Below are 24,734 nucleotides of genomic sequence, written 5' to 3'. Positions count from 1 at the left end.
GTTAGTCTATGTAGTGTGATTTGTCCCGTATGAACATAATGAAAAAAGGCTGTAGAATGATTCATTCTACAGCCTTTAATAGATTAATAATCTATCAACCTTCTAATAATAATGATTTTGGATCTTCAAGCATATCTTTAACAGCAACAAGGAAGCTAACTGCTTCTTTACCATCAACAATACGGTGATCGTAAGATAGTGCAAGGTACATCATTGGACGGTTTTCCATACGCTCTGCATCAATTGCAACTGGACGTACTTGGATTTTATGCATCCCTAGAATACCTACTTGTGGACTATTTAGGATTGGTGTTGACATTAGAGAACCGAACACGCCACCATTTGTAATCGTAAATGTACCACCTTGTAGCTCTTTTAATGAAAGTTTATTATCGCGTGCTTTCAGACCTAAATTACGAATCTCGCTTTCAATTTCAGCGAAGTTCAATTGGTTAGCATCGCGTACAACTGGAACAACTAATCCATCTGGAGCTGCTACTGCAATACCGATATCATAGAATTTTTTAATGATAAGCTCATCGCCTTGAATTTCAGCATTTAATAATGGGAACTGTTTTAATGCTGCAACAACTGCTTTTGTGAAGAATGACATAAAGCCAAGACGTACATCATGTTTTTTCTCGAAAGCATCTTTGCGTTCTTTACGTAATTCCATGATTGCACTCATATCAACTTCGTTAAATGTAGTTAACATTGCAGATGTTTGTTGAACTTCTACAAGACGTTTTGCAATTGTTTGACGGCGGCGGGACATTTTCACACGCTCAACTGGTTTTTCAAATTCAGTTTTTGCAACTGGAGCCGGACTTTGTTTTGGAGCAGCTGGTGCTTCTTTTGGCGCTGCAGCGTGAGCTTGTACATCATGTGGTCTCACACGTCCAAGTGGATCTGTGCTACGTACTTCGTTTAAATCGATTCCTAATTCACGAGCCATTTTGCGAGCAGCTGGTGATGCGATAGGACGATTTGTATTTGGTAAACCTTGCAACGCTTTATTTTGTTCAGCACTTGGAGCTGCTGCTTTCGGTGCTTCAGTAGTTTCTTGTTTTGGTTGCTCAGCAGGTGGTGCTGGTGTGCTTACTGCAGCTGCTGCGCCATTGGCATCTAAAATTGCGATAGTAGCGCCAACTTCAACTGTATCCCCAGGTTCGCCTAGTAACTTCGATACAATACCTGAATCTTCTGCAATGATTTCTACATTGACTTTGTCAGTCTCAAGCTCAACAACGCTGCCACCTTTCTCAACTTTGTCGCCTACGTTGATAAGCCATTGTGAAATAGTTCCTTCTGAAATAGATTCTGCAAGCTCAGGTACTTTAATTTCGATCATTTTAAATGTCCTCCCCTTATTTGCCTAACGGTGTGTTTTGTCTTCTTTAATCTTCGGTAATCTCCATTTGTTAGCCTGGCTGAGGCAGACTATCTGCCTCAGCCAAGCCTGAAAAACTCATTGTTACTTTCAGTTGCTGAAAACTTCAATTTCTTGTTTATCTTGACGGAAGTTGTACTTCACATCTAAAGCGTGTGCAACGATTAATTCTTGCTCAGCTTTGTGAGCGAATGGATCGCCACCAGATGGGCTAGAACGATCCGGGCGTCCAATGTAACCTGTTTTCACTTTATCCCCAGCTAGTTCGAACAGAATTGGAGCCATGTAATGCCATGCGCCCATATTACGAGGTTCTTCTTGAACCCAAATGATTTCTTCTAAGTTTTTAAAGCGTTTAATAATAGATTGAACTTTTTCAGCAGGGAATGGGTACAACTGCTCGACACGAACCATATGAACTTCATCTAGGCTGTACTCATGCTTACCACTTTCGATTTCTGCTGCTAAGTCAATTGCCATTTTACCTGTACTTAAAACAAGACGTTTTACTTTGTTTGGTTTTGCACCAAGGTTTTCTTGTTCTAAAGCAGGTTGGAAACGTCCTTCGCTTAACTGACTAGCAGTTGAAAGCGTAAGTGGATGACGTAATAAACTCTTTGGTGTCATAAGCACTAACGGTCGAACAGCTTCTGTTCCTAAGATAGATGCTTGACGACGTAAAATATGGAAGTATTGTGCCGCGCTCGTTAAGTTTGCAACTGTCCAGTTGTTCTCAGCAGCTAATTGTAAGAAACGCTCTGGACGTGCACTAGAGTGTTCTGGCCCTTGACCTTCATAACCGTGTGGTAATAGAAGAACTAAACCAGATTTTTGACCCCATTTTGCTCTTCCTGCTGAAACATATTGATCAAATAATGCTTGCGCAGTATTTGAGAAGTCACCGTATTGAGCTTCCCACATCACAAGAGTTTCTGGAGCAAATACGTTGTAACCATATTCGTAACCAACAACAGCAGCTTCTGATAACGGACTGTTATGAACAGAGAATGATGCGTTAATGTTCGGTAAACGGTGTAATGGTGAATATGTTTCGTTTGTATCAGTATCGTGTAATACGATATGACGGTGCGCGAATGTACCACGCTGTGAATCTTGACCAGTTAAACGAATTGGCGTACCTTCTTGCAAAATAGAAGCGAATGCTAACGATTCAGCAAGTGCCCATTCAATTTTACCGTTCTCTTCAAGAGCATCTTTACGGCGCTCAAGAATTTTCTTCACTTTTGGATATACGTTAAAGCCTTCAGGCCAAGACAATAGTCCTTCATTAATTGCACGAAGTGATTCAATTGAAACACCAGTGTCAATCGGTTGAATTCCTTTTGCAACAACCTCTGGAACTTTAACGTGAATTGTTGCAGCACTCGTATCAGCTGGTGGCACTTGTGCGTATTCAGCCTTTAATTCCTCTTGCATAAACTGAGTAATTGTTTCAACCTCATCTGCATTCAGAACGCCAGCAGATTGTAATTGATCTGCATAAATTGCTCTTACAGTTGGGTGATTTTTAATTTTTTTGTACACTTGTGGTTGCGTAACTGCTGGATCATCCATTTCGTTATGACCATATCGGCGGTAACCGATTAAATCGATTAAGAAGTCCTTTTTGAACAGCGTACGATATTGGATCGCAAGGTTTGCAGCAGCAAGACAAGCTTCCGGATCATCAGCATTCACGTGGACAATCGGAATATCGAAACCTTTTGCAAGATCGCTTGAATATTTAGTAGAACGAGAATCATAGCTATCAGTCGTAAAGCCGACTGCATTATTTGCGATAACATGAATAGTTCCGCCAGTTTGGTACGCATTCAATCTACTTAAGTTGAGTGTCTCAGACACAACACCTTGACCAGGGAATGCAGCATCACCATGAACTAAAATTACGAATGATTTTGTAGTATCTTGTTCTGGAAGACCAGATTTTTTACGATTCTCTTGAGCTGCACGTGCGAAACCTTCAACAACAGGGTTAACGAACTCAAGATGACTCGGATTATTTGCTAATGTAACACGAGTGCTAACTTCTTCATTACCAACGACTTGTTCTCTACCTAAATGGTATTTCACGTCGCCAGTCCAGCCAGCATTTGCCACTGCACCTTCTATTTTTGCATGTTTGAATTCAGCAAACATGTGACTATATGGCTTTTCTAATACGTGAGCGAGTACGCTTAGACGACCACGGTGAGCCATACCAATCATGACATCTTCTACTCCGCCTTTAGCACCTTCTGAAACAATTTCATCTAGTACAGGTACAAGCATATCAACGCCCTCTATAGAGAAACGTTTTTGACCAACGAATGTTTTATGCAAGAATTGCTCGAAACCTTCAACAGCAGTTAAACGTTTTAAAAGAGCAGTTCGTTTTTTATTTGATAATGGTTGACGCAATGAATTTGATTCCACCATTTGATGCAACCACGCGCGTTCTTCACTATCTTGTATATGTGAGAATTCATAAGCTAAAGATTTTGTATAAACGTCTTTTAATCTATGAATTACATCAAGTGCAGTGTGAATGCCCTCTGGTGCATCTTGCCATACTGTTTTTGCTGGAATCGCTTTCAAGTCAGCATCGCTCAGTTCGTTCATTGTTTTCTCTATAAGAGATTGTCCGTTTGCAGCATCTTCCATCGGATTAATGTGAGCCAATGTATGCCCGAAAGAACGGATCTGTTCAACAAGTTGAACGACTTTAAGAATCTTTTCAATGTTCCCTGTGTTTTGAGGAGAAAAATGTGTTGCTGTGTTGTCCCCTGTTACGACATCATCTTGAAACGAAGGAGCTCCAAAAATTTCAAAAAGCTCTTGTAATTCCGGATCAACAGAACCTGCTCCAGTTACGTAAAGATCATACTGCTCAATAACATAACCAAGGTTCGGACCATGGAACTTGGCCCAAGGGTTTGTCGTTGTATTCTTCCTCGTCATTTGTTTAAACCTCCCAATGCATATAATCCTTTTTCCATACAAAAAGGTGCATTTTGCTCTTTTCAATAATTGATGAACCAATAATCAATGTAAATGTTTTTCTTTACTCTTATGTTATTACAATAATTTACATAATACCAAACACTATTACTTATCTGTTTTGTAAAAAAACATTCACAATAACTTATCACCCAAGTTAATCTTTCATGTTATAAAGTAATTTCACGGGAAAACGGGGTGGATATATTTGGTATACCTACATTAATAACTATAATTGTTGCATTTAAATATAAGTATAACTATCAGAATGTTTCGATAAAGTTTAGTTCGAATTATGTATATTGGAATAATAAGCGCTTTCATTGATATTATACAACAATATAACGGAATATAGTATAAAAAATAAAAAATTATGAATTTACCATAAACTTTATATCGATAGTGTTAAATATCGAAAGGAAAATGAAGGATTTCTACAAAAAAAGTGGCTAAACATAAAAAATGCTTCATAAATCGTTAGTTTCTATAAATATGGCGAAAAACAACGTAAAAACAATAGCGCATTTCACCCGATAAAGAGCAGAATGAAACATTTTAAAAGGATAAAACAAATATGGAGATATTAAATTTTCATAAAAACGGAGAGGAGATATAGTAACGGCTATATACATTGTTCCATGTTTCATTTCAAAATAGACGTGCTGAATTTGAAAAAGTTTCTTCTATATAAATAGAATGAAAAATAGACGAAATACATGTAAAGGAAACTTGACGTAAAGTTTCCTTTACATGTATACTCGGTATAAGGAAGGAGGGAGAAATTTCCTTGGAAAATAAAATGGTTGAATACCGAAAAAAATTTGGACTATCTCAAGAAAAATTGGCTGAGAAACTTGGAGTTTCCAGACAAACCATCATTTCAATTGAAAAAGGAAAATATGATCCATCACTTCCGTTAGCATTTGAAATTGCAAAAGCATTTCAGACAACGATAGAACATGTATTTATTTATGAAGGAAAAGAAGAGGGGGAGAAAGGATGAATTATTCACAAAAGTACTTCGTTATTATGGGAATTATTTTTCTATTTATGAGTGGATTTATGATATTAACAGGTATAATGACGCATTCTGCACCACCGGCTCCAACGTATACATTGCTTGCGATGATGATTATGTGTTTTTGCTTAAGTTACTTACACCCGCAATTTAAAGAAAAAGATGAGCGAATGAAACTTATTCGTTATAAAGGAATGTTCTTCAGCTTTTTTGCATTAACCGCATATTATCTTCTTTTCTCTTTCGGCTTAAACTTAAAAATAATTACACTATCTGCTACTGAACTATTGAACATACTTATGGCACTTACGATGAGTACAGTTTTTATATCGTTTGTTGTTTTATCGAAAAGATATTAAGATGTAAGAGAGAAAGGAAGATTAACATATGCAAATGATGTACGCTTTTGGCATGGGGCTTGTTTTATTTTTAGGGGTGTTCCTATTCATTCGTAAAGACGTTCAGGGTGGAACGTTAACGAAACGAGGATTTTATAAAATGATCGGCTGCTTAGTTGTTATGTTTATAGCGATTATCGTAATGATCGTTTTAATTAATAAAACATTATAGAACTTAAAAACGGAACCTTACTTTATAGTAAGGTTTTTCTATTTGAAATTAATACTAAAAAATACCATGAAAACTATTTAGTGACTATATTTCCTATTATATAATCCAATAAAATGATAGATAAGGAGAATAGTATATGAACAAAAAAGCTATCTTCTTTTAATTAACATGTCTACTACTTATAGCTAGTATTACTTATATAATATGTAACAAACGAGAACAAGTGCCACCTATGTTAGTATGGGAGAACCAAGAATACTACGTTACGAATGAACCTGCCAAAGCAGAAGAAGTTGGGCAAAAAGCCTACTAAAGATAGTGAATCCAGCATATTAGAAGAAAAAACAGAAGTATTTGAAATGATTTTAGAAGAAGAGGATGAAAGGCTGCCCATACCCGTAAAAGAGCCTCATAGTGAAGAATGTGGAGTAGTAAGGCCGATGTTAAAGTAAGTACTATAATAATGAAGAAACAAATTTTTAATAGAGAGTAGTGAGCGTTATGAGATGGAAAGCAGGAACTTTTGAAAAAATAGAAACGAATGACTCATCTATTGAGCAACTTATAAACACATTTAAGCAACAAAACTTAAATGGTGGAGCAGTAATAAGCTGTTTTAAAGTACATAACGAAAATTTTTTCAAAGAAATACCTTATGAAATAGATAGATACGAGCACTTTTTCAAAAAAGTCTTCAACTCTTTAGATATAATCAATAACTTAGAGGAATTAAAAATACATACATCAAAAAAATATAAGTTTCAATTTAAATATAATAGTGCGGTAATACTTGATGGGAGTATTGCATTTCAAATTATAAGAGGCGGAGCATATAAATATTTTTCAGAGAGAATGGTAGTTGCGAAGCAATTAGCGAGCGATGTATGCCAATACATGTTCGAAGATCGTTATGAGGATATTATAGTGTTCGAAAGTCAAAGCCCTTGGACAGACTGGTTTTACGATGTTGCATGGGATAATACTTGGATGGTGTTAGATAGTAAGGAGCATAAAATGTGGTTAGTTTGTGCTACGGATACGGATTGATAGAAGAGGGGGCTTTGTAGAAATGCTACAAGGCCCGTTATCTTTTGGGAATGAATAGAAAACAAATCATATAAATGCTATACTAAAAAATGTTTGTAATGTCAGTTTCATACTATTGTATAATGCTGACTTACTAGAAAAGATAAGAGGAGAATGAACGTGAAAAAGATACAAAAATTATTGCTGTTAATGATGGTAGTAGGATTAACAGTAGGTGTTTTAGCAGGGTGTGCAAATCCGAAAGATACTACAGAAGAATTTTTAACAGCGATACAAAAAGGTGATGTAGAAAAGGCTCGTACATTTGTTGAGAGTGACAAGGAATTTAATAAACTAAATGAAAAAACAGATGATGCTGAGGCAAAAGCAATGCTGAGTGCAATTACGAAAAACTTTAAATTTGAAAAGCCAGAAGAAGTATCGAAAAAGGATGACAAAGCAGAAGTGAAAGTGAAAATTACATCTGCAGATCTATCCGTTGCTGTAACAAAAGCAGTGGGAGAAGTTATGCCAATGGCGTTCGCTAGTGCCTTTAGTGAAGACAAAGAACAATCTGAAAAAGCGATTGAAAAAACGATGACATCAGCAATCGTCAAACACTTATCAGATAAAGATGCAATCATGGCAACTCGCGAAGTTACATTGAACTTAAAGAAGAACAATGATGGCGACTATAAAATCGTTGCAGATGATAACTTGAAAGAAGTATTGTTTGCTAATGCGAAGTCTTTGGAGAAGATGTTTGGTGGGAAGTGATTAACTGGAAAGATTTTTAGTTTTTATAAGAAGTGACTTGGATAAAAAGAGATACCATATCACCTAATAGGTTGATATGGTATCTCTTTTTTATGACCCCGGAGAGGCTCGAACTCACGACCTCCACCCTGTCAAGGTGGCGCTCTCCCTGCTGAGCTACGGGATCTTCAATAAATGCTTATGTAACAGCATCTTTAATCATTATGCTAAAGCAATTATATATAATTAACTGAAATTTTACAATATTTTTGTGGTAATCTTTTAAAGGTAAAGTATTTGGAATCACGCTAGTAGCGTATTAAGGAATATATAAGAAGAGCATTTAATTGAAAGTGAATTTTGAATAAACCGGGTATATTATGATTTTCGATACCAATCCAAAGGACCTTCATCGCTTAAGTCAACAAGAAAAGGGAATAAGAAGTGTAAAGGTAAGCTTATAAGTTCTGGCATAGCGTTCAATGTTTTCTTTGACATATATTGTCTTCCGAAACAATACGGACAATCTTTTTCAAATGTTACGAGTATCGACCATACATCTTTTACTTTCCACTTCGTTTTACAATATGTACAACGCGCCATGGAGTTCCTCCTCATTTTAAGGTGTTTTCTAATATATTCCATTTGATTGTACTAAAGTCAAGTGTATTTAGTGTGATAGAATATAAGGTGGTTTGTTTTTTTATATGGATGTATTCCGTAATTTATGACTAAATGAATGTAGTGTGAGGGTTATATAATAAGAGATTTTCATTTTTAATATGCAAATTGGCCAATATATCCTTTTTACAATTTTTAAGAAATCATGTATAAAAGAAGTACAAGATATTTATAAATATTCAGGAGTAGAGGGAGAATAATTGTAATGGTAAGAAAAACGTTTAAGATGCGTGTGTCTAGAAATAGAACGATTTCGATTGATGGTTCGATTCTTGATGTGGATGTGACGCATGATGAGTTTTTACAAGAGTTCGTTGAGTGGGTCGATTCTAAAGGTTGGTCGTTTATGGGTATGACGGACGAGATTACGCCCGAAGAAGCTGGGCAAAAGTTAATAGATTCGTTGATTGATGAGAAGGATAAGAAAGAGTAATTCCTTCTTATTTTTTGTTGTATATTTATGTTCCTAATCGTAAAAGTGTGATATAGTAAAAAAAGTGAATATTCTTCCAAATTAATACAAATTACATATAGGTTGGTAGAGGTATTTTATAGAATGTGAAAGTAAAGGGAAAAGGGAGAGTCATATGGTAAATTTTAAGAAAATTTCGGTTTTTGTTATGGTTATTTGTTTATTTTTTTTGACACCTATGACGTTATATGCTGAGACGAATATTGGAGTAAATCCGGAGCAAGTGGCACCTCCACCTGCGGAAGGGCCGAATGTTTTTAGTCAGTTTGCGACTACGATTGATGCGAAAACAGGAGATATGTTGTACGACAAAAATGCACATCATCGTGCGTTCCCCGCTAGTATGACGAAAGTGTTAACGGCGATTTTACTGATGGAGCATACGAAGCCAGAGGATCAATTTACGTTTTCACAATTAGCATTAGATCAAGAGAAGAGTAATTATCAAATTGAGTTTCACCCTGGTGAGACTATTAATAGAAATACTGCACTTATGATTTTAATGGTGCTGAGTGCGAATGATGTGTCGTATGCGATTGCGGAGCGTATTGGAGGAAGTGTTGAAAACTTCGCCAATATGATGAATGAAAGGGCGAAGCAATTAGGGGCTAAAGATAGTCATTTTGTAACGCCAAATGGATTGCATGATCCAAATCATTATACGACGCCATATGATATGGCCATGATTACGAGAGGTGTGCAAAAGTATCCTGAAATTTTACAAGCGATGAATACGAAAAGAACGACGGTTACGACATCTACGCAAACAGTTTCTATTTTTAATAAGTCTACTTATTTTGAAAATCCATATAGCATGGGTGGTAAGACAGGATTTACGAATGAAGCACGCAATACGCTCGTTTTATTAAATGAGAAGGATGGTAATCGTATTATAAATGTAGTAATGGCTTCTCAAAGACCTGAAATTTATGAAGATTTGAAGCAGATGGCGGAATATTCTTTTGGGCAATTTACGAAGCAAACTGTACTAGATAAACATAGTTGGCACCAAAAGGCAAAGTATTTAAATAAAGATGTTGATTCTGAGCTGGAAAAAAGTGCAGAGCTTATGCTAAAGAAAGATGAAGGGAAAAATATAAAAACGGCTTTTCGGGTTAATTCAGTGGATAAAGAATCTTTGTATCAAAAAGGAATTCATCGCGGTGAAGTAGTTGGTGCGGTAGATATTATAAAGAATAATCAAACGATTGCGACTATAAATGTTCTTTCAAAAGAAGATGTTACTTTTGCGATGCCTAAAAAAGATACAGTTGCACCTGAAGTAAAGGAATCAAATGTGAAAGTGATAAGTGTTGGAATAGGTGCGATTTTATTATTTGGAGCGATTTTATATGTAGTGCTGCGCCGAAATAACCAAGGGATGAAATCAGAAGAAAAATAAATTGCTAGTAGACCGTGATGAGATTTTGTCACGGTCTTTTTTGTATGCATTTCAAAAATGATTTAACTAATAATTGTAAATTTTCTTATTGCATTTCCAAATCGTTCGTTATATTATTTACTTGTGTTCTTGTTAGAGAACTGAAATGGATATTGTATACTTCAAATAACATAAAACAACGGAGAGGGAGAGAGACGATGAAATTAATTTGGAAGGTGATTAGCAACGTTATCTCATTTGTTTTATTTGCGGTAATGGTTTGTTTAGCTTTTGTAGTTATTTCTTCAAAAGCGAGTGGCGGGGATCCAACAGTGATGGGATATCAATTTAAGAGCGTTCTTTCAGGATCGATGGAACCAACATTTTTAACAGGATCAATCATTGCGATAGAGCCAACGAAAGATGGTTCTAAATATAAAAAAGGTGATGTTATTACGTTTAAAGAGAAAGATGACAAAATTATCACTCACCGTATTATCGGTGTGAAAGATACAAATGGAAAAGTAATGTATGAAACAAAAGGGGATAACAACAACGGACCAGATTTAGCACCAGTACTTGCAGAGAATGTAATTGGAAAGTATGCAGATATTACAGTTCCATACGTTGGTTATGGACTGAATTATGCGAGTTCAAAAGCGGGAGCAGCATTACTTCTCATTATTCCTGGAGTCTTTTTACTTGGCTATTCCGCAATTTCTATTTTTGGCGCTATTCGTAGCATTGACGGAGAAAAGAAAGATAAAAAAGTAGAACAATCCGTCTAGTTCGTTTGGTTATACTTTCCGTTTAGGAAGTTAACAAATATATATATATATATATTAAGGGGATATGGACATGACTTTAAAGAAAAAATTAGGAATGGGTATCGCATCAGCAGTATTAGGAGCAGCATTAGTTGGTGGAGGAACATTTGCATTCTTTAGCGATAAAGAAGTGTCAAATAATACATTTGCGGCTGGTACGCTTGATTTATCATTAAATCCATCAACAGTTGTTAATGTATCGAATTTAAAACCTGGTGATACAATTGAAAAAGAATTTAAACTAGAAAATAAAGGCTCTTTAGATATTAAAAAGGTTCTATTAAAAACAGACTATAATGTAGAAGATACGAAGAAAGATAATAAAGATGATTTTGGTAAACATATTAAAGTAACATTCTTAAAAAATGTAGATAAGCATGAGACGATTGTGAAAGAAACTACATTAGATAAATTGAAGGGTGATACACTTACAGCAGTAAATAATGATTTAGCTGCTTGGTTCTGGGATGAAAAAGGTATTTCTGCAGGTAAATCTGATAAATTCAAAGTGAAATTTGAATTCGTTGATAATAAAAAAGATCAAAATGAATTCCAAGGCGATAAGTTACAATTAACTTGGACGTTTGATGCACAGCAAGGCGATGGTGAAACGAAATAATAATGACAACAAAAAGAGACTATCAAAAGTGATATGATCCCCTTATAGTAGACAGGAAAAAGAAAGCACATTAACCTGTTTACTATGGAGGGGATTTTTTCATGGGAAAAATTAGAGTCACTTACGATGTAGAATTTAAGAAACAAGCTATAGATTTATACTTAAAAGAAGGCATGAGCTATAAAACCATTGCGAAAGAATTAGGTATTCATCACTCGGTTGTAAGTCGTTGGGTGAAACACTTTGAAGCTGAAGGAATCAAAGGACTAGAAGAAAAACGCGGTAAAGCGAAAGGACCAGGTTTAGGTAGACCAAGGGTTAGACCCGAAGATCCTGAAGCTAAGATCAGACGATTAGAAGCGGAAAATGAAATGTTAAAAAAGCTCTTAGGGATGTAAAAGGAGGAATGAAAGTCGTATCCAAAATAAAAAAATTCGAAGTCATCCATGAAATGACAAAAACAGGTTATACAGTGACCATTCTATGCGATATTGCTGGTGTAACCAGAAGTGGATACTACAAATGGCTAAAACGGCATACGACGCCTTCTAAAAAACAATCAGAGGATATCGAAATTAAGAAAAAGATATTGGAGTGTCATAAAAAATTAAGAGGAATTTATGGATATAGAAGAATACAAGTGTGGCTGAAAGCCACATATAACCTTCATTTGAACCATAAGCACATCCAAAGATTGATGAGTGAACTAGGTATCAAAGCCGTAATTAGGAAAAAACGACCTTATTACGGAAAAAAAGAAGCTTATGTGATTTCAGAGAACCATCTAAATAGGGAGTTTCAGGCTTCAAAACCGAATGAGAAATGGGTAACCGATATTACCTATTTGATTTTCAATGGACAGCGCTTGTACTTATCCGCTATTAAGGATTTATACAATAATGAAATTGTTGCCTATGAAACCAGTCGTAGAAACGACTTAAAGCTTGTGTTAGATACGCTTAAAAAGGCAAAGAAAAAACGAAATGTGAAGGGAATCCTCTTACATAGTGATCAAGGATCCCAGTATACATCTCGTCAATATAATCAATTACTTAAAAAATATCAGATGAAGGCAAGTATGTCTCGAAGAGGCAACTGTTGGGATAATGCTTGTATGGAAAACTTCTTCAGTCACTTTAAGGCAGAGTGTTTTCATTTATACTCCTTCCGTAAAGCGAATGAGGTCAAACTTGCCGTGCGTAAATATATGCACTTTTATAATCATCAAAGATTTCAAAAGAAATTAAATAACCTGAGTCCATATAAATATAGAACTCAGGTTGCTTAGTTGCGCTTTTTAAATACTGTCTACTTGACAGGGGTCACTGCAAAAGTGGTAGTCTCTTTTTGTGTTAAAAGAGAAATGTAAAAAGAAACATAATTTTTATATCATTTTGTAATTCGCTTTATTATAATAAGGTTATAGTTCTTGATAAAGAACAAGATGTTCGATAGGAGAGATTAAAATGCTGAAGACACCTCGCAAATTCAAAAAGATGCTTATATTGCCATGTTTGTGCTCTATTACTTTTTATTTAGGCTCTCAAATGATGACTTATACAGAGGCAACTTTCATTCATGAGACGAAAGTGCAGGCTACTATTTCGACAGCAAGTATTTTTCCAAAAACAGTTGATCAGTTGACAGAAAAAGCTAAGCAACATAAGGAAGTTATTTTGCATGAGTATGAAGAGATGAAATCGAAAGTAACTTTCACTTCCACTCAAGAGTTAGAACAGGTGCTTGTTACGTGGAAGCAAGGGCGTGAGAAAATAGCTGCTGAGAGAGAGTTGTTACAAAAAGTATATGAATCAATAGAAAATCCCTATAACAAAGTGAAAGAAGAGTTAACTGGAGATAAAAGTGAATCTAATAAGCAAGTATTCTCGTATGTGAATGCTGGTTTTCATATAGTTAAAGAATACTGCGAGTATGTGGATAAAGAGGTTAATTTACAGGAGATTGATAAACAAATTCAAGCTTTTGAGAAATCATTAGTAGATGAAACAGCAAAGCAAGTGAGTGAGGCAGAGAAGAAAAAGAAATTAGAAGAGAGCAAGAAACAGGAAGAGGCGAAAAAGCTAGAAGAGAGTAAGAAACAAGAAGAAGCGAAAAAACTAGAAGAGAGTAAGAAACAAGAAGAAGCGAAAAAGCTAGAAGAGAGTAAGAAGCAGGAAGAGGCGAAAAAACTAGAAGAGAGTAAGAAGCAGGAAGAGGCGAAAAAACTAGAAGAGAGTAAGAAGCAAGAAGAGGCGAAAAAACTAGAAGAGAGTAAGAAGCAAGAAGAACAGAAGGAATAGTAAGTAAAATACAGCAGCATTTCGGAAGGAATAAATACAATGATAAGACAAATAGGTGAGAGAGCCCTACGACTCACCTATTTGCTTTGTTTTTCTTATTTCACTATTCGTGGGTATAAGGTCTTCACCTAAAAATTTAACGAATGCGAGGAAGTTAGTTGGCAGCCCACCGCTAGGTGAAGGTTAATGATCAGTGGGGATGGACAGAAAAACTCTGATTAAAGTTTCACTTTATTTCTCAATACTTTTCTGAAAAAAAGGAAAAAATGTTGAGAAATAAAAATAATCAAAATATATATTGTATTTATATAGTCTTGTTCGTTATAATGAACTTAAGGTTTTAAAAAAAGAACAAATATTAGCTAAGCTAATATAGTTTTAGTTACACCTCTTATTTTGAAATAAGAGATAAAAATACAAAAAACAGCTAGGGGGAATTGATTGTGAGTCTGAAAAAGAAATTAGGTATGGGAGTTGCATCAGCAGCATTGGGGTTATCTTTAATTGGTGGAGGAACATTTGCATTCTTTAGTGATAAAGAAGTATCGAACAATACATTTGCAGCTGGGACGTTAGATCTTACATTAAACCCTAAAACGCTTGTAGATATTAAAGATTTAAAACCAGGGGATTCTGTTAAGAAAGAGTTCTTATTAAAGAACGACGGTACGTTAGCAATTAAAGATGTTAAATTAGCTACAAAGTACACTGTTGCAGATGCAAAGGGCGATAATGCTGGTGAAGACTTCGGTAAGCATATTAAAGTGAAATTCCTTTGGAACTGGGATAAACAAAGCGAGCCTGTATATGAAACAACTTTAGCTGATTTACAAAATGCTGATCCAGATCTTTTAGCTAAAGACATCTTTGCTCCTGAGTGGGGAGAAAAAGGTGGCTTAGAAGCTGGTACAGAGGACTATCTATGGGTACAATTTGTATTCGAAGAGAATGGTCAAGATCAAAATAAATTCCAAGGCGATTCATTGAACTTAGAATGGACATTCAATGCTAACCAAACAGATGGAGAAGAAAAATAATAAATAAAAAAAGCGGGGGATTCCCCGCTTTTTTTTATAAAGAAAAAAAGAAGTGCCCGTTTTAAGCACTCTTTCATATATATTATTGTTGATTTTTCTTCCATTGTGTAAATTCAAGAAATTCACGAAACTGTTCTTTTGAGACACCGGAGCTCATCGCATCTTTAACGAGTTGTGTCCATTCGGAGTCTAGATGACTTTCTGTTGTTGTTTCATCGTGAAGTAACGTATCAACTGGAATTTGTAGAACAGCTGAAATTTTTTCGAGAAACTGAATGGAAGGGTTTTTTTGTAAATTTCGTTCTATAGAACTAATGTAAGATTTAGCTACACCAGCTTTTTCGGCGAGTTCTGTTAGTGAAATGCCCTTTTGTAAACGAAGGCGTTTTATACGTTCTCCTATCATATTTGCGCACCTTTCTATCAATATGTAGTCGTCTTATGATGTGATTATTATAACATAAACTTCGTTAAAAAGAACGAGGCTATTGAGCCTGGCTCGTATGCTTCATACGTTGGAAAAAGTGTTCAATATCTTGCAGGGCAATGCCAGCATCTAGAGCTTCAAGTATTAAATCAATCCATTCTTGATCTAGTGAGTCAGTCTTATCTTTGTACAAATGTAATTCCTCCCTAATTATTGGTCATAATTGCTGCTACAGAATATATGATAATGCAATCGGATTTTGTATTTTATATAGTGAATTATCAAATATTTTGTAGATGAAACAAAGATAAAATCCCCATTAAATTCCCTCTATGGCGATTATAAAGTTTCTGACAAATATTTTCAATATTTTCTGAAAACATTGTTGAATTGTGATATATTCGTATACTAACTATGAAATTTTTACAAATATATTAAAAAAATTACATAATATAACTAAATATTGAAAATATATTGAATTTTTAATAATATAGAGTATGTAATACATATTTTATATTAGGGGAGGCAATAAGGGATGAACAAGAAACCATTTAAAGTGTTATCATCAATTGCTTTGACAGCTGTTCTAGGCTTGTCGTTTGGTGCTGGAAGCCAGTCTGTATATGCTGAAACGCCGGAGAACAAGACAGCTACAAGCCCAGTTGATGATCACTTAATCCCAGAAGAGAGATTAGCAAATGCGCTAAAAGAACGTGGGGTAATTGATTCGTCGGCTTCAGAGACAGAAACAAAGAAAGCTGTCGAAAAGTATGTAGAGAAGAAAAAGGGTGAAAATCCTGGAAAAGAAGCGACAAATGGGGACCAACTTACGAAAGATGCATCTGACTTTTTAAAGAAAGTGAAAGATGCGAAAGCAGAAACGAAAGAAAAATCAGAGCAACCAGCAAACGGGACTGCAGCAGGAACAGGTCCAGTTAAAGGGGGCTTAAATGGTAAAGTACCAACTTCACCAGCAAAACAAAAAGGATATAACGGTGAAGTTCGTAAAGACAAAGTACTCGTTTTACTTGTAGAGTACGCTGATTTCAAACATAACAATATTGATAAAGAGCCTGGCTATATGTATTCGAACGATTTTAATAAAGAGCATTATGAAAAAATGTTATTCGGTAACGAGCCGTTTACGTTAGATGATGGAAGTAAAATTGAAACGTTTAAACAATATTATGAAGAGCAATCTGGTGGTAGTTACACAGTGGACGGAACAGTTACAAAATGGTTAACAGTTCCAGGTAAAGCAGCTGATTACGGCGCTGATGCTGGTACAGGTCATGATAATAAAGGACCAAAAGGACCACGTGATCTAGTAAAAGATGCATTAAAAGCAGCTGTAGATAGCGGCCTTGATTTATCACAGTTTGATCAGTTCGATCAATATGATGTCAATGGTGATGGGAATCAAAATCAACCGGACGGTTTAATCGATCACTTAATGATTATTCATGCAGGTGTTGGACAAGAAGCTGGCGGTGGTAAATTAGGTGATGATGCAATTTGGTCACATCGCTGGACAGTTGGACCAAAACCATTCGCAATTGAAGGTACAAAAGCGAAAGTTCCATATTGGGGCGGAAATATGGCAGCATTCGACTACACAATTGAACCAGAAGATGGCGCGGTTGGTGTATTCGCACATGAATATGGCCATGATTTAGGTCTTCCAGATGAGTATGATACACAGTATAGCGGTCAGGGTGAACCGGTTGAAGCTTGGTCTATTATGAGTGGCGGAAGCTGGGCTGGTAAAATCGCAGGAACAACGCCAACGAGTTTATCACCACAAAATAAAGAGTTTTTCCAAAAAACAATCGGTGGTAACTGGGCGAACATCGTAGAAGTAGATTACGAGAAATTAAATAAAGGTATCGGTCTTGCAACATACTTAGACCAAAGTGTTACGAAGTCAGATCGTCCAGGTCTGATTCGTGTTAACTTACCAGATAAAGATGTAAAAGGAATTCAGCCTGCATTTGGTAAACAGTATTACTACAGCACAAAAGGTGATGACCTTCATACAACGATGGAAACGCCACTATTCGATTTAACGAAAGCAACGACTGCAAAATTCGATTATAAGTCATTGTATGAAATCGAAGCAGAGTACGATTTCCTTGAAGTACACGCTGTAACAGAAGATGGACAAAAAACGTTGATTGAAAGAATTGGTGAGAAAGCAAATAGTGGAAATGCAGCTACGACAAATGGAAAATGGGTTGATAAATCATATGATTTAAGTCAATTCAAAGGTAAGAAAGTGAAACTAGTATTTGAATATATTACAGACGGTGGATTGGCGTTAAATGGATTTACACTTGATAATGCGTCACTAACTGTAGATGGAAATGTTGCATTCTCTGATGATGCAGAAGGTACACCACAATTCAAATTGGACGGTTTCGTTGCATCTAACGGAATGGATAAGAAAAAGCATAACTACTATGTAGAGTGGAGAAACTATGCGGGTTCAGATAACGCATTGAAATTTGCTCGCGGTCCAGTATATAACACTGGTATGGTTGTATGGTATGCGGATTCAGCTTACACAGATAACTGGGTTGGCGTACATCCAGGACATGGTTTCCTTGGTGTAGTTGACTCTCATCCAGAAGCAATTGCAGGAACTTTAAATGGCAAACCAACATTTAAAAGCAGTACGCGATTCCAAATTGCTGATTCGGCGTTCTCATTCGACAAAACACCAGCTTGGAAAGTGGTATCTCCAACGCGTGGAACATTCGTATACGATGGATTACCAGGAGTACCGAAGTTTGATGACTCTAAAAAGTATATTAATGAGCAAATTCCAGATGCAGGACGTATTTTACCGAAGCTTGGTCTGAAGTTTGAAGTAGTAGGACAAGCTGATGATAACTCTGCAGGTGCTGTTCGTTTATATCGTTAATACAGTAAAACTACCGGGAGATTTTCTTTCGGTAGTTTTTTTGTGAGCAATGAATTTTATATAAAGGGAAAAGTTATATATAATGTAACTTTAAGAATAGAAATTTGTTACATATGAAGTCTATATAAATAATGAAAGAATTGGATAAAAATAGTGGGAGAAGGTGAATAGATGAGCATTTCTTCTATTGTAAATAAACAAAAGCAATATTTTTATAATGGATATACGAGAAGTATAGAAACAAGAAAAAATAATTTAAAAAAGCTTTATGATGGAATTCAGCGTTTTGAGGAGGAGATTTTTCAAGCGTTGAAATTAGATTTGAATAAATCAGTTCACGAATCATTTACAACAGAAATTGGATATGTACTAAAAGAGATTTCTTTTCAAATGAAGCATATTTCATCTTGGAGTAAACCAAAGCGTGTTCGCACAGCTCTTACTCATTTTGGATCGAAGGGGAAAGTGGTGCCAGAACCGTATGGTGTGACGCTTATTATCGCACCGTGGAACTATCCGTTTCAATTAGCAATTGCGCCACTCGTAGGAGCATTGGCAGCTGGCAATACAGTCGTTTTAAAGCCGTCAGAGTTAACGCCAAACGTTTCAAAAGTGCTTACGAGAATGTTAGGTGAATTATTCCCAGAAGAGCTTGTATCGGTAGTAGAAGGCGGCGCTCAGGAAAGCACTGCACTTTTAAAGGAACCGTTTGACTATATTTTCTTTACAGGTAGTGTTGGTGTTGGAAAAGTTGTGATGGAAGCAGCGGCGAAAAAATTAACGCCTCTTACGTTAGAGCTTGGCGGGAAAAGCCCATGTATTGTACATAAAGATGCAAAGCTAGATGTAACCGCAAGACGTATCGTTTGGGGCAAGTTTTTGAATGCTGGGCAGACGTGTGTAGCGCCTGATTATATGTACGTTCATTCTTCAGTGAAAGAGCAGTTAATCGAGGCATTACGACATGAAATCGCAGAGCAATATGGAAAAGATGCTTTGCAAAATGAAAATTATGTGCGAATTGTGAGTGAGCGTCATTTTGAACGTCTATGTACATTTTTAAAAGACGGTAAACCTGTGATTGGCGGGAATTATACGAAAGAAACATTACACATCGAGCCGACAGTATTAACGAATGTTACATGGCAAAGTGCTGTTATGGAAGATGAAATTTTTGGGCCGATTTTACCAATTATAGAATATGACAAAATAGAAGAGGTAATTGAAACGATTCAGCACCATCCAAAGCCGTTAGCACTATATGTATTTTCTGAAGATAGAAAAGTGCAAGAGAAAGTGACGAGTAATATTTCATATGGCGGAGGATGTATAAATGATGTCGTATATCATCTTGCAACGCCATATTTACCTTTTGGGGGCGTTGGAAGTAGTGGATTAGGCAGCTATCATGGTGAACAAAGTTTTCGGACTTTTTCCCATTATAAAAGCATTTTGTCCCAATCTACAGCATTCGACATGAAAATTCGTTACTCTTCTACAAAAAGTGCTTTAAAATTCATACGAAAGTTGTTAAAATGATGATGGTGTTTATCAGTAGGCGTAGCCGTATGATAAAAACCCCTTCGCAACTGAAGGGGTTTTTCTGTTCGACATATGTATCGTGCGAAAATGAATCAAACATACTACATAAAGAATAGAAGAGAACGCTGCTAAACAACCATTTTTGTTTGGATCGAAACAAAAAAATAGTCTATAGAACATAAATATTTATTCATGAATATAAAAATTAAAATTTAAGGTAGATAGGACGGGAAAATGAAAAAGATTATTAAAGTTGAAGCAGTAGAAAAACATTTTGGAAATCAAGTGATTATCCCCCCTCTTTCTTTAGATATTAAAGAAGGAGAATTTTTAACAATTTTAGGACCGAGTGGTTGCGGGAAAACGACTTTACTTCGTATGATCGCAGGATTTGAAACCCCAACTAAAGGGAATCTTTTATTAGATGATGAAAAGATTAACGATTTGCCGCCATACAAGCGTCATATGAATTTAGTGTTCCAACATTACGCACTATTCCCACATATGAATGTTGAAAAAAATATTTGTTTCGGTATGAAAATGCAAAAAGTATCAGCAGCAAAGCAGAAAGAACGTGCGGAAGAGGCAATGCGTTTAACGCAGTTACTTGAGTTCCGTAATCGTAAACCTTCGAAGCTTTCTGGTGGACAGCAGCAGCGTGTAGCAATTGCAAGAGCAATTGTAAACAATCCACGTGTATTACTATTAGATGAGCCACTTGGAGCGCTTGACTTTAAGTTAAGAAAAGATTTGCAACGTGAATTGAAAAACTTACAACGTAATTTAGGAATTACGTTCATATATGTAACGCACGATCAAGAAGAAGCGATGAGTATGAGTGATCGTATTGTCGTTATGAATAAAGGGCATATCGAACAAGTCGGCACGCCTAAGGAAATTTACAATAAGCCGAAAACATTGTTTGTTGCGACGTTCATCGGTGAAAATAATATCGTGAAAAATGGGGAAAACTACGTAGCAGTTCGCCCTGAAAATGTAAAAGTTCGCTCGGTTGAAGAACCAATTTTAAAAGAATACCATCTTGGACATATTGAAGATATTGAATTTGTTGGAAATATGGAAAAGCTATATGTACGTGAGGAGAAAACAGCGGAATTACTAATGGCATACCAAACTGCTGAAGAAGCAACGCAGTGGAGCATTGGAGATAATGTATATGTAGGCTGGGAGCAAGAGGACGAGGTGACCTTAAATTGAAGAAAGGGAAATTACTCGCATTACCTACAGTCGTATGGCTGTTACTCTTCTTCCTAATTCCACTTCTGTTCGTATTAGCATTTGCCTTCATGCAGCGTGGAGCATACGGGACAGTGGAAATGAAATTTACATTAGATAACATAGCACGTGTGTTTGACCCATTATATATGGGGACGTTATGGGAAACAGTGAAGATAGCTGTTATTACGACAGTACTATGTTTATTAATCGGTTATCCATTCGCCTATACAATTACAATTGTTGATCGTAAATATCGTTCTATCCTTCTATTATTGGCAACGATTCCGTTCTGGATTAACTTTCTTGTTCGTTCATACGCATGGATTGTTATTTTACGTTCACAAGGACTTGTAAACACATTGCTATTGAAACTAGGTATTATTAGTGAACCTTTAAATCTGCTATATAATACGCCTTCTGTAATACTCGGAATGGTATATTCTTTATTACCATTTATGATTTTACCAGTGTATGCAGCAATTGAGCAGCTTGATAAGCGTAAGCTAGAGGCGGCTTATGATTTAGGAGCAACACCAGTAAAGGCATTTTGGAATGTAACAGTACCGATGACGATGTCAGGGATTACAACTGGTTCTATTTTAGTATTCGTTTCTTCTATCGGAATGTTTGTTGTATCAGACGTTATGGGTGGATCGAAAGTAGCATTAATCGGAAACGTAATTCAAAACCAATTCTTAGGTTCACGTGACTGGCCGTTTGGTTCCGCGTTATCTATGATTGTTGTTCTATTCTCTGTTCTGTTAATTTACTTATATTATCGTGCAACGAAAGTATATAAATATGATGGAAACGGAGGGGAATAGGCAAAAATGAAGAAGTTTTTAGTTTCTTATTCTTGGTTAATCTTATTGTTTTTGTATTTTCCAATGATGGTTTTAATGGTATATTCCTTCAACGATTCTCGCATTAATGCGGAATGGGAGGGCTTTACACTCCATTGGTATACAGATTTATTTCAAAAACAAGATGTTATTGATGCGTTTGTAAATAGTATGACGATTGCTGTTATAACGACAATTGTGACGACAGTTCTGGGTGTGATTTTTGCTATTGCATTACACCGTTACAAATATCGTTTTGAAGGGGCCATTAACGGTCTTGTATATTTACCAATTTTAATTCCTGATATTTTAATGGGATTATCTTTACTTATCCTATTTAGTCAATTAGGTATGGAACTTGGAAAAACAACAATTATTATTGCACACATTACATTCAGTATTTCATTTGTTGTTGTTATTTTAGCGGCACGTCTTTCTGGTATGGGACGTGATTTAGAAGAGGCTGCAAACGATTTAGGAGCAACGCCGTGGCAAACGTTTCGTTATGTAACGTTTCCAGCAATTGCACCAGGAGTTATTTCAGCCGCATTATTAACATTCACATTATCGATTGATGATTTTGTAATTAGTTTCTTCGTATCAGGACCAGGATCAACAACATTGCCATTATACATTTATAGTATGGTTAAGCGTGGAGTATCACCTGAAATTAATGCTCTTTCTACAATATTAATTGTTGTAATTGTAGGATTAATGGTGCTATCGGAAATCTTCCGTAATAAAGGTGCAGACGGTGAAGAGAACTCTGGAGGACACCTTCCTTTATAATACGAATGATATAGAAAGAACGAGGAGGTAATAAACCGATGAAATTAGTGAAGAGATTAGCTGGTATAGCAATTAGCTTCAGTCTTGCTGCAGGTGTACTTGCTGGTTGTGGTGAGAAAAAAGAAGAATTAAACATTTATAGCTGGGCTGACAATTTTGATGAGCAAGTTTTAAAAGATTTTGAAAAGAAATATAACGTGAAAATTAACTACGATAAATATGCAAGTAATGAAGAAATGCTTGCGAAATTACAAGCTGGTGGCGCGACATATGATTTAATTCAGCCATCTGATTACATGGTGAAAACGATGGCGAAGATGGACTTATTAGCGCCTTTAGATAAGAAGAATATCCCGAACATCGAGAACCTTGTTTCTAATTTTAAAACACCTGCGTTTGATCCAGAGAATAAGTATTCTCTAGTATATACTTGGGGTGTAACAGGAATTGCATACAATAAAAAGTATGTGAAAGAAACACCTACAAGCTGGAATGATTTATGGAACGAGAAGTATAAAGGACATGTTACTTTATTAAACGATTCTCGTGAAGTATTAGGAATGGGACTTAAGAAAAACGGTTTCTCTAATAGCACGAAAGAGGATGCACAGCTAAAGACAGCGTCTGCTGATTTGCAGAAGCTACTTCCAAACTTATTAGCATTCGATACAGATAACATTAAACAAAAATTCATTACAGAAGATGCTTGGATCGGGACAGTTTGGTCTGGAGACGCAGCATTCATTGCGAAAGACAATAAAGATGTAGGATACGTTGTACCAAAAGAAGGTGGCACAATTTGGGCTGATACGTTAGCAATTCCAAAAGGTGCGAAAAATAAAGAACTTGCAGAGAAGTTTATGAACTACTTATTAGATGAAAAAGTAAGTGTGAAAAACTACGAGTCAATTGGTTACAGTAATCCAAATGAAAAAGCTCATCCTCTTCATAGTAAAGAATATCGTGATAATCACATGATCTTCTTAACAAAAGAAGAATTAGATCGTACAGAATGGCTTGTTGATGTAGACGATAAGTTAAAAGACTACGATCGCTACTGGACAGAGCTGAAAACAAAAGGTAAATAAGTAAGAAAATGCGGTTTCTAAAGTAGAAATCGCATTTTTTCATAGTAGGAGGAAATCGATTGAAGAAAAAGTTACATCAGTATGAGTTAATGTGTATCATTTTATTGTTTGTTCTATTTAGCATCATCGCTTGGAGGGTACATGTAGGTGGTGTTACAATGATGGATACATACGTACGTGATATGGTAAAAGGATTACAAACAGAAAGCTCAGTTACATTCTTCACATATTTTACAAAGTTAGGATCTGCAATTGGAGTTATAACGACACTAATTATAAGCTTGCTCGTTTTTTGGAAAAAGCGTTATTATGCTGCTATGATTGTGTATCCAATGGCTATATTAACGACACACCTTGTTAATAAAGGGATAAAAGAAATTGTAAAAAGAGACCGCCCATCATTAAATGAGGCACTTGACGCACTTGGGTATAGCTTCCCAAGCGGACATGCAATGCTATCTATTATAACATTCGGTTTTCTTGCCTATATCATTGCTGCCAATTTGAAAAGCATAGCTGGAAAATGTGGTATTACGATTTCGATGGGCATATTAATTATATTGATTGGATTAAGTAGAGTTATTTTAAATGTTCATTACCCGACTGATATTTTAGCTGGTTACTGCGCAGGTGGCATTTTGTTAATCATCGCAATTTATTGTCATCGTTTACTTACCGAGAGATTGGGACTTAATAACGAGAGATAAAAAAACGTCTAGAAAAACTAGTATTATAGTTTTTCTAGACGTTTTTTGTTTATGGGGAGATGTGATAAAGTATAAATGACAAGTGAATTATATAAAGTAGGTG

25 protein-coding genes, 1 tRNA gene and 1 pseudogene are annotated in these 24,734 nt (G+C 35.9%); 21 read left to right on the top strand and 6 right to left on the bottom strand.

Going from position 1 to position 24,734, the window contains the following annotated elements; genetic code table 11:
* Positions 1-94: 94 nt before the first annotated feature.
* Together odhB and odhA are read right to left on the bottom strand one after the other, a co-directional pair.
* Complete coding sequence (odhB, locus tag NSS74_RS17450) at positions 95-1,351, bottom strand: 2-oxoglutarate dehydrogenase complex dihydrolipoyllysine-residue succinyltransferase (RefSeq protein ID WP_002140890.1); 1,257 nt, start codon at positions 1,349-1,351, stop codon at positions 95-97.
* A gap of 129 nt (positions 1,352-1,480) precedes the next feature.
* Positions 1,481-4,348, bottom strand: coding sequence for a 2-oxoglutarate dehydrogenase E1 component (odhA, locus tag NSS74_RS17445; RefSeq protein WP_002140892.1), 2,868 nt, complete (start codon positions 4,346-4,348; stop codon positions 1,481-1,483).
* 826 nt (positions 4,349-5,174) lie between these two features.
* Between odhA and NSS74_RS17440 the strand changes: the two genes are divergently transcribed.
* The 6 genes and pseudogenes from NSS74_RS17440 (at position 5,175) to NSS74_RS17415 (ending at position 7,778) form a co-directional block, all read left to right on the top strand.
* Positions 5,175-5,390: a helix-turn-helix transcriptional regulator gene (locus NSS74_RS17440; RefSeq protein WP_002140896.1), complete on the top strand. Its 216-nt coding sequence runs from the start codon at positions 5,175-5,177 to the stop codon at positions 5,388-5,390.
* Entirely contained in the window at positions 5,387-5,764 is a 378-nt protein-coding gene (locus tag NSS74_RS17435) for a hypothetical protein (protein WP_002140897.1), read from the top strand. Before NSS74_RS17440 ends, NSS74_RS17435 begins: the two co-directional genes overlap by 4 nt.
* Before the next feature lie 28 nt (positions 5,765-5,792).
* The gene (locus tag NSS74_RS17430; RefSeq protein WP_002140898.1) at positions 5,793-5,975 is read left to right on the top strand and encodes a DUF3976 domain-containing protein; all 183 of its coding nucleotides are present in this window, start codon (positions 5,793-5,795) and stop codon (positions 5,973-5,975) included.
* Positions 5,976-6,156: 181 nt separating this feature from the next.
* A pseudogene (locus NSS74_RS17425) lies at positions 6,157-6,427 on the top strand (hypothetical protein).
* Between the two features lie 49 nt (positions 6,428-6,476).
* Positions 6,477-7,022: a hypothetical protein gene (locus NSS74_RS17420; RefSeq protein ID WP_002140899.1), complete on the top strand. Its 546-nt coding sequence runs from the start codon at positions 6,477-6,479 to the stop codon at positions 7,020-7,022.
* Between the two features lie 159 nt (positions 7,023-7,181).
* A complete protein-coding gene (locus NSS74_RS17415; RefSeq protein WP_002140900.1) occupies positions 7,182-7,778 on the top strand; it encodes a hypothetical protein in 597 nt (198 codons plus the stop codon).
* A 93-nt stretch (positions 7,779-7,871) separates the two neighbouring features.
* On the opposite strand, the gene NSS74_RS17410 is transcribed toward NSS74_RS17415, so the two are convergent.
* Together NSS74_RS17410 and NSS74_RS17405 are read right to left on the bottom strand one after the other, a co-directional pair.
* A tRNA-Val gene (locus tag NSS74_RS17410) sits at positions 7,872-7,944 on the bottom strand.
* Positions 7,945-8,135: 191 nt separating this feature from the next.
* A complete protein-coding gene (locus NSS74_RS17405) occupies positions 8,136-8,360 on the bottom strand; it encodes a hypothetical protein (RefSeq protein ID WP_002140901.1) in 225 nt (74 codons plus the stop codon).
* Positions 8,361-8,643: 283 nt separating this feature from the next.
* Here NSS74_RS17405 and NSS74_RS17400 point away from each other — a divergent pair, with 283 nt between their 5' ends.
* The 8 genes from NSS74_RS17400 (at position 8,644) to calY (ending at position 15,074) form a co-directional block, all read left to right on the top strand.
* On the top strand, positions 8,644-8,871 hold the full coding sequence (locus NSS74_RS17400; protein ID WP_002135051.1) for a hypothetical protein: 228 nt from the start codon (positions 8,644-8,646) through the stop codon (positions 8,869-8,871).
* Positions 8,872-9,025: 154 nt separating this feature from the next.
* The gene (locus tag NSS74_RS17395; RefSeq protein ID WP_002126097.1) at positions 9,026-10,312 is read left to right on the top strand and encodes a D-alanyl-D-alanine carboxypeptidase family protein; all 1,287 of its coding nucleotides are present in this window, start codon (positions 9,026-9,028) and stop codon (positions 10,310-10,312) included.
* Between the two features lie 197 nt (positions 10,313-10,509).
* Positions 10,510-11,079: a signal peptidase I SipW gene (gene sipW, locus NSS74_RS17390; protein ID WP_002064334.1), complete on the top strand. Its 570-nt coding sequence runs from the start codon at positions 10,510-10,512 to the stop codon at positions 11,077-11,079.
* 70 nt (positions 11,080-11,149) lie between these two features.
* Positions 11,150-11,737 carry a CalY family protein gene (locus tag NSS74_RS17385; RefSeq protein WP_000172837.1) on the top strand — a complete coding sequence of 196 codons (588 nt, stop codon included), beginning with the start codon at positions 11,150-11,152 and terminating at the stop codon, positions 11,735-11,737.
* Between the two features lie 101 nt (positions 11,738-11,838).
* On the top strand, positions 11,839-12,135 hold the full coding sequence (locus NSS74_RS17380; RefSeq protein ID WP_002135468.1) for a transposase: 297 nt from the start codon (positions 11,839-11,841) through the stop codon (positions 12,133-12,135).
* A gap of 8 nt (positions 12,136-12,143) precedes the next feature.
* Positions 12,144-13,025: an IS3 family transposase gene (locus NSS74_RS17375; protein ID WP_002140633.1), complete on the top strand. Its 882-nt coding sequence runs from the start codon at positions 12,144-12,146 to the stop codon at positions 13,023-13,025.
* Between the two features lie 178 nt (positions 13,026-13,203).
* A complete protein-coding gene (locus tag NSS74_RS17370) occupies positions 13,204-14,037 on the top strand; it encodes a DUF4047 domain-containing protein (RefSeq protein WP_002140904.1) in 834 nt (277 codons plus the stop codon).
* Between the two features lie 443 nt (positions 14,038-14,480).
* A complete protein-coding gene (gene calY, locus NSS74_RS17365) occupies positions 14,481-15,074 on the top strand; it encodes a biofilm matrix protein CalY (RefSeq protein ID WP_016101516.1) in 594 nt (197 codons plus the stop codon).
* Between the two features lie 82 nt (positions 15,075-15,156).
* On the opposite strand, the gene NSS74_RS17360 is transcribed toward calY, so the two are convergent.
* Entirely contained in the window at positions 15,157-15,480 is a 324-nt protein-coding gene (locus NSS74_RS17360) for a helix-turn-helix domain-containing protein (protein ID WP_002064339.1), read from the bottom strand.
* A gap of 79 nt (positions 15,481-15,559) precedes the next feature.
* On the bottom strand, positions 15,560-15,694 hold the full coding sequence (locus NSS74_RS17355; RefSeq protein ID WP_000276220.1) for an anti-repressor SinI family protein: 135 nt from the start codon (positions 15,692-15,694) through the stop codon (positions 15,560-15,562).
* Between the two features lie 342 nt (positions 15,695-16,036).
* On the opposite strand from NSS74_RS17355, the gene inhA1 reads away from it, so the two are divergent.
* The 7 genes from inhA1 to NSS74_RS17320 all read left to right on the top strand — a co-directional run bounded on the left by inhA1 (position 16,037) and on the right by NSS74_RS17320 (position 24,631).
* Entirely contained in the window at positions 16,037-18,424 is a 2,388-nt protein-coding gene (gene inhA1 / locus NSS74_RS17350; RefSeq protein WP_061688800.1) for a M6 family metalloprotease immune inhibitor InhA1, read from the top strand.
* A gap of 171 nt (positions 18,425-18,595) precedes the next feature.
* Complete coding sequence (locus NSS74_RS17345; protein WP_340814008.1) at positions 18,596-19,963, top strand: aldehyde dehydrogenase; 1,368 nt, start codon at positions 18,596-18,598, stop codon at positions 19,961-19,963.
* Between the two features lie 237 nt (positions 19,964-20,200).
* Entirely contained in the window at positions 20,201-21,184 is a 984-nt protein-coding gene (gene potA / locus NSS74_RS17340) for a spermidine/putrescine ABC transporter ATP-binding protein PotA (protein ID WP_061675899.1), read from the top strand.
* Positions 21,181-22,029: a spermidine/putrescine ABC transporter permease PotB gene (potB, locus tag NSS74_RS17335; protein WP_002126118.1), complete on the top strand. Its 849-nt coding sequence runs from the start codon at positions 21,181-21,183 to the stop codon at positions 22,027-22,029. The genes potA and potB overlap by 4 nt, the downstream gene beginning before the upstream one ends.
* A gap of 6 nt (positions 22,030-22,035) precedes the next feature.
* Positions 22,036-22,836 (top strand): spermidine/putrescine ABC transporter permease PotC, encoded by an 801-nt coding sequence (potC, locus tag NSS74_RS17330; RefSeq protein ID WP_002011483.1) that lies wholly within the window; start codon positions 22,036-22,038, stop codon positions 22,834-22,836.
* Positions 22,837-22,874: 38 nt separating this feature from the next.
* Positions 22,875-23,924: a spermidine/putrescine ABC transporter substrate-binding protein PotD gene (gene potD / locus NSS74_RS17325; RefSeq protein WP_002011485.1), complete on the top strand. Its 1,050-nt coding sequence runs from the start codon at positions 22,875-22,877 to the stop codon at positions 23,922-23,924.
* Between the two features lie 59 nt (positions 23,925-23,983).
* On the top strand, positions 23,984-24,631 hold the full coding sequence (locus tag NSS74_RS17320; RefSeq protein ID WP_340814007.1) for a phosphatase PAP2 family protein: 648 nt from the start codon (positions 23,984-23,986) through the stop codon (positions 24,629-24,631).
* Positions 24,632-24,734: the final 103 nt, after the last annotated feature.

It is taken from the genome of Bacillus sp. FSL E2-8868 (assembly GCF_038005505.1).
Taxonomy (GTDB): domain Bacteria; phylum Bacillota; class Bacilli; order Bacillales; family Bacillaceae_G; genus Bacillus_A; species Bacillus_A mycoides.
Note: the sequence above shows the minus strand (reverse complement) of the source record. Positions and strands in the feature narration are given on the sequence as shown.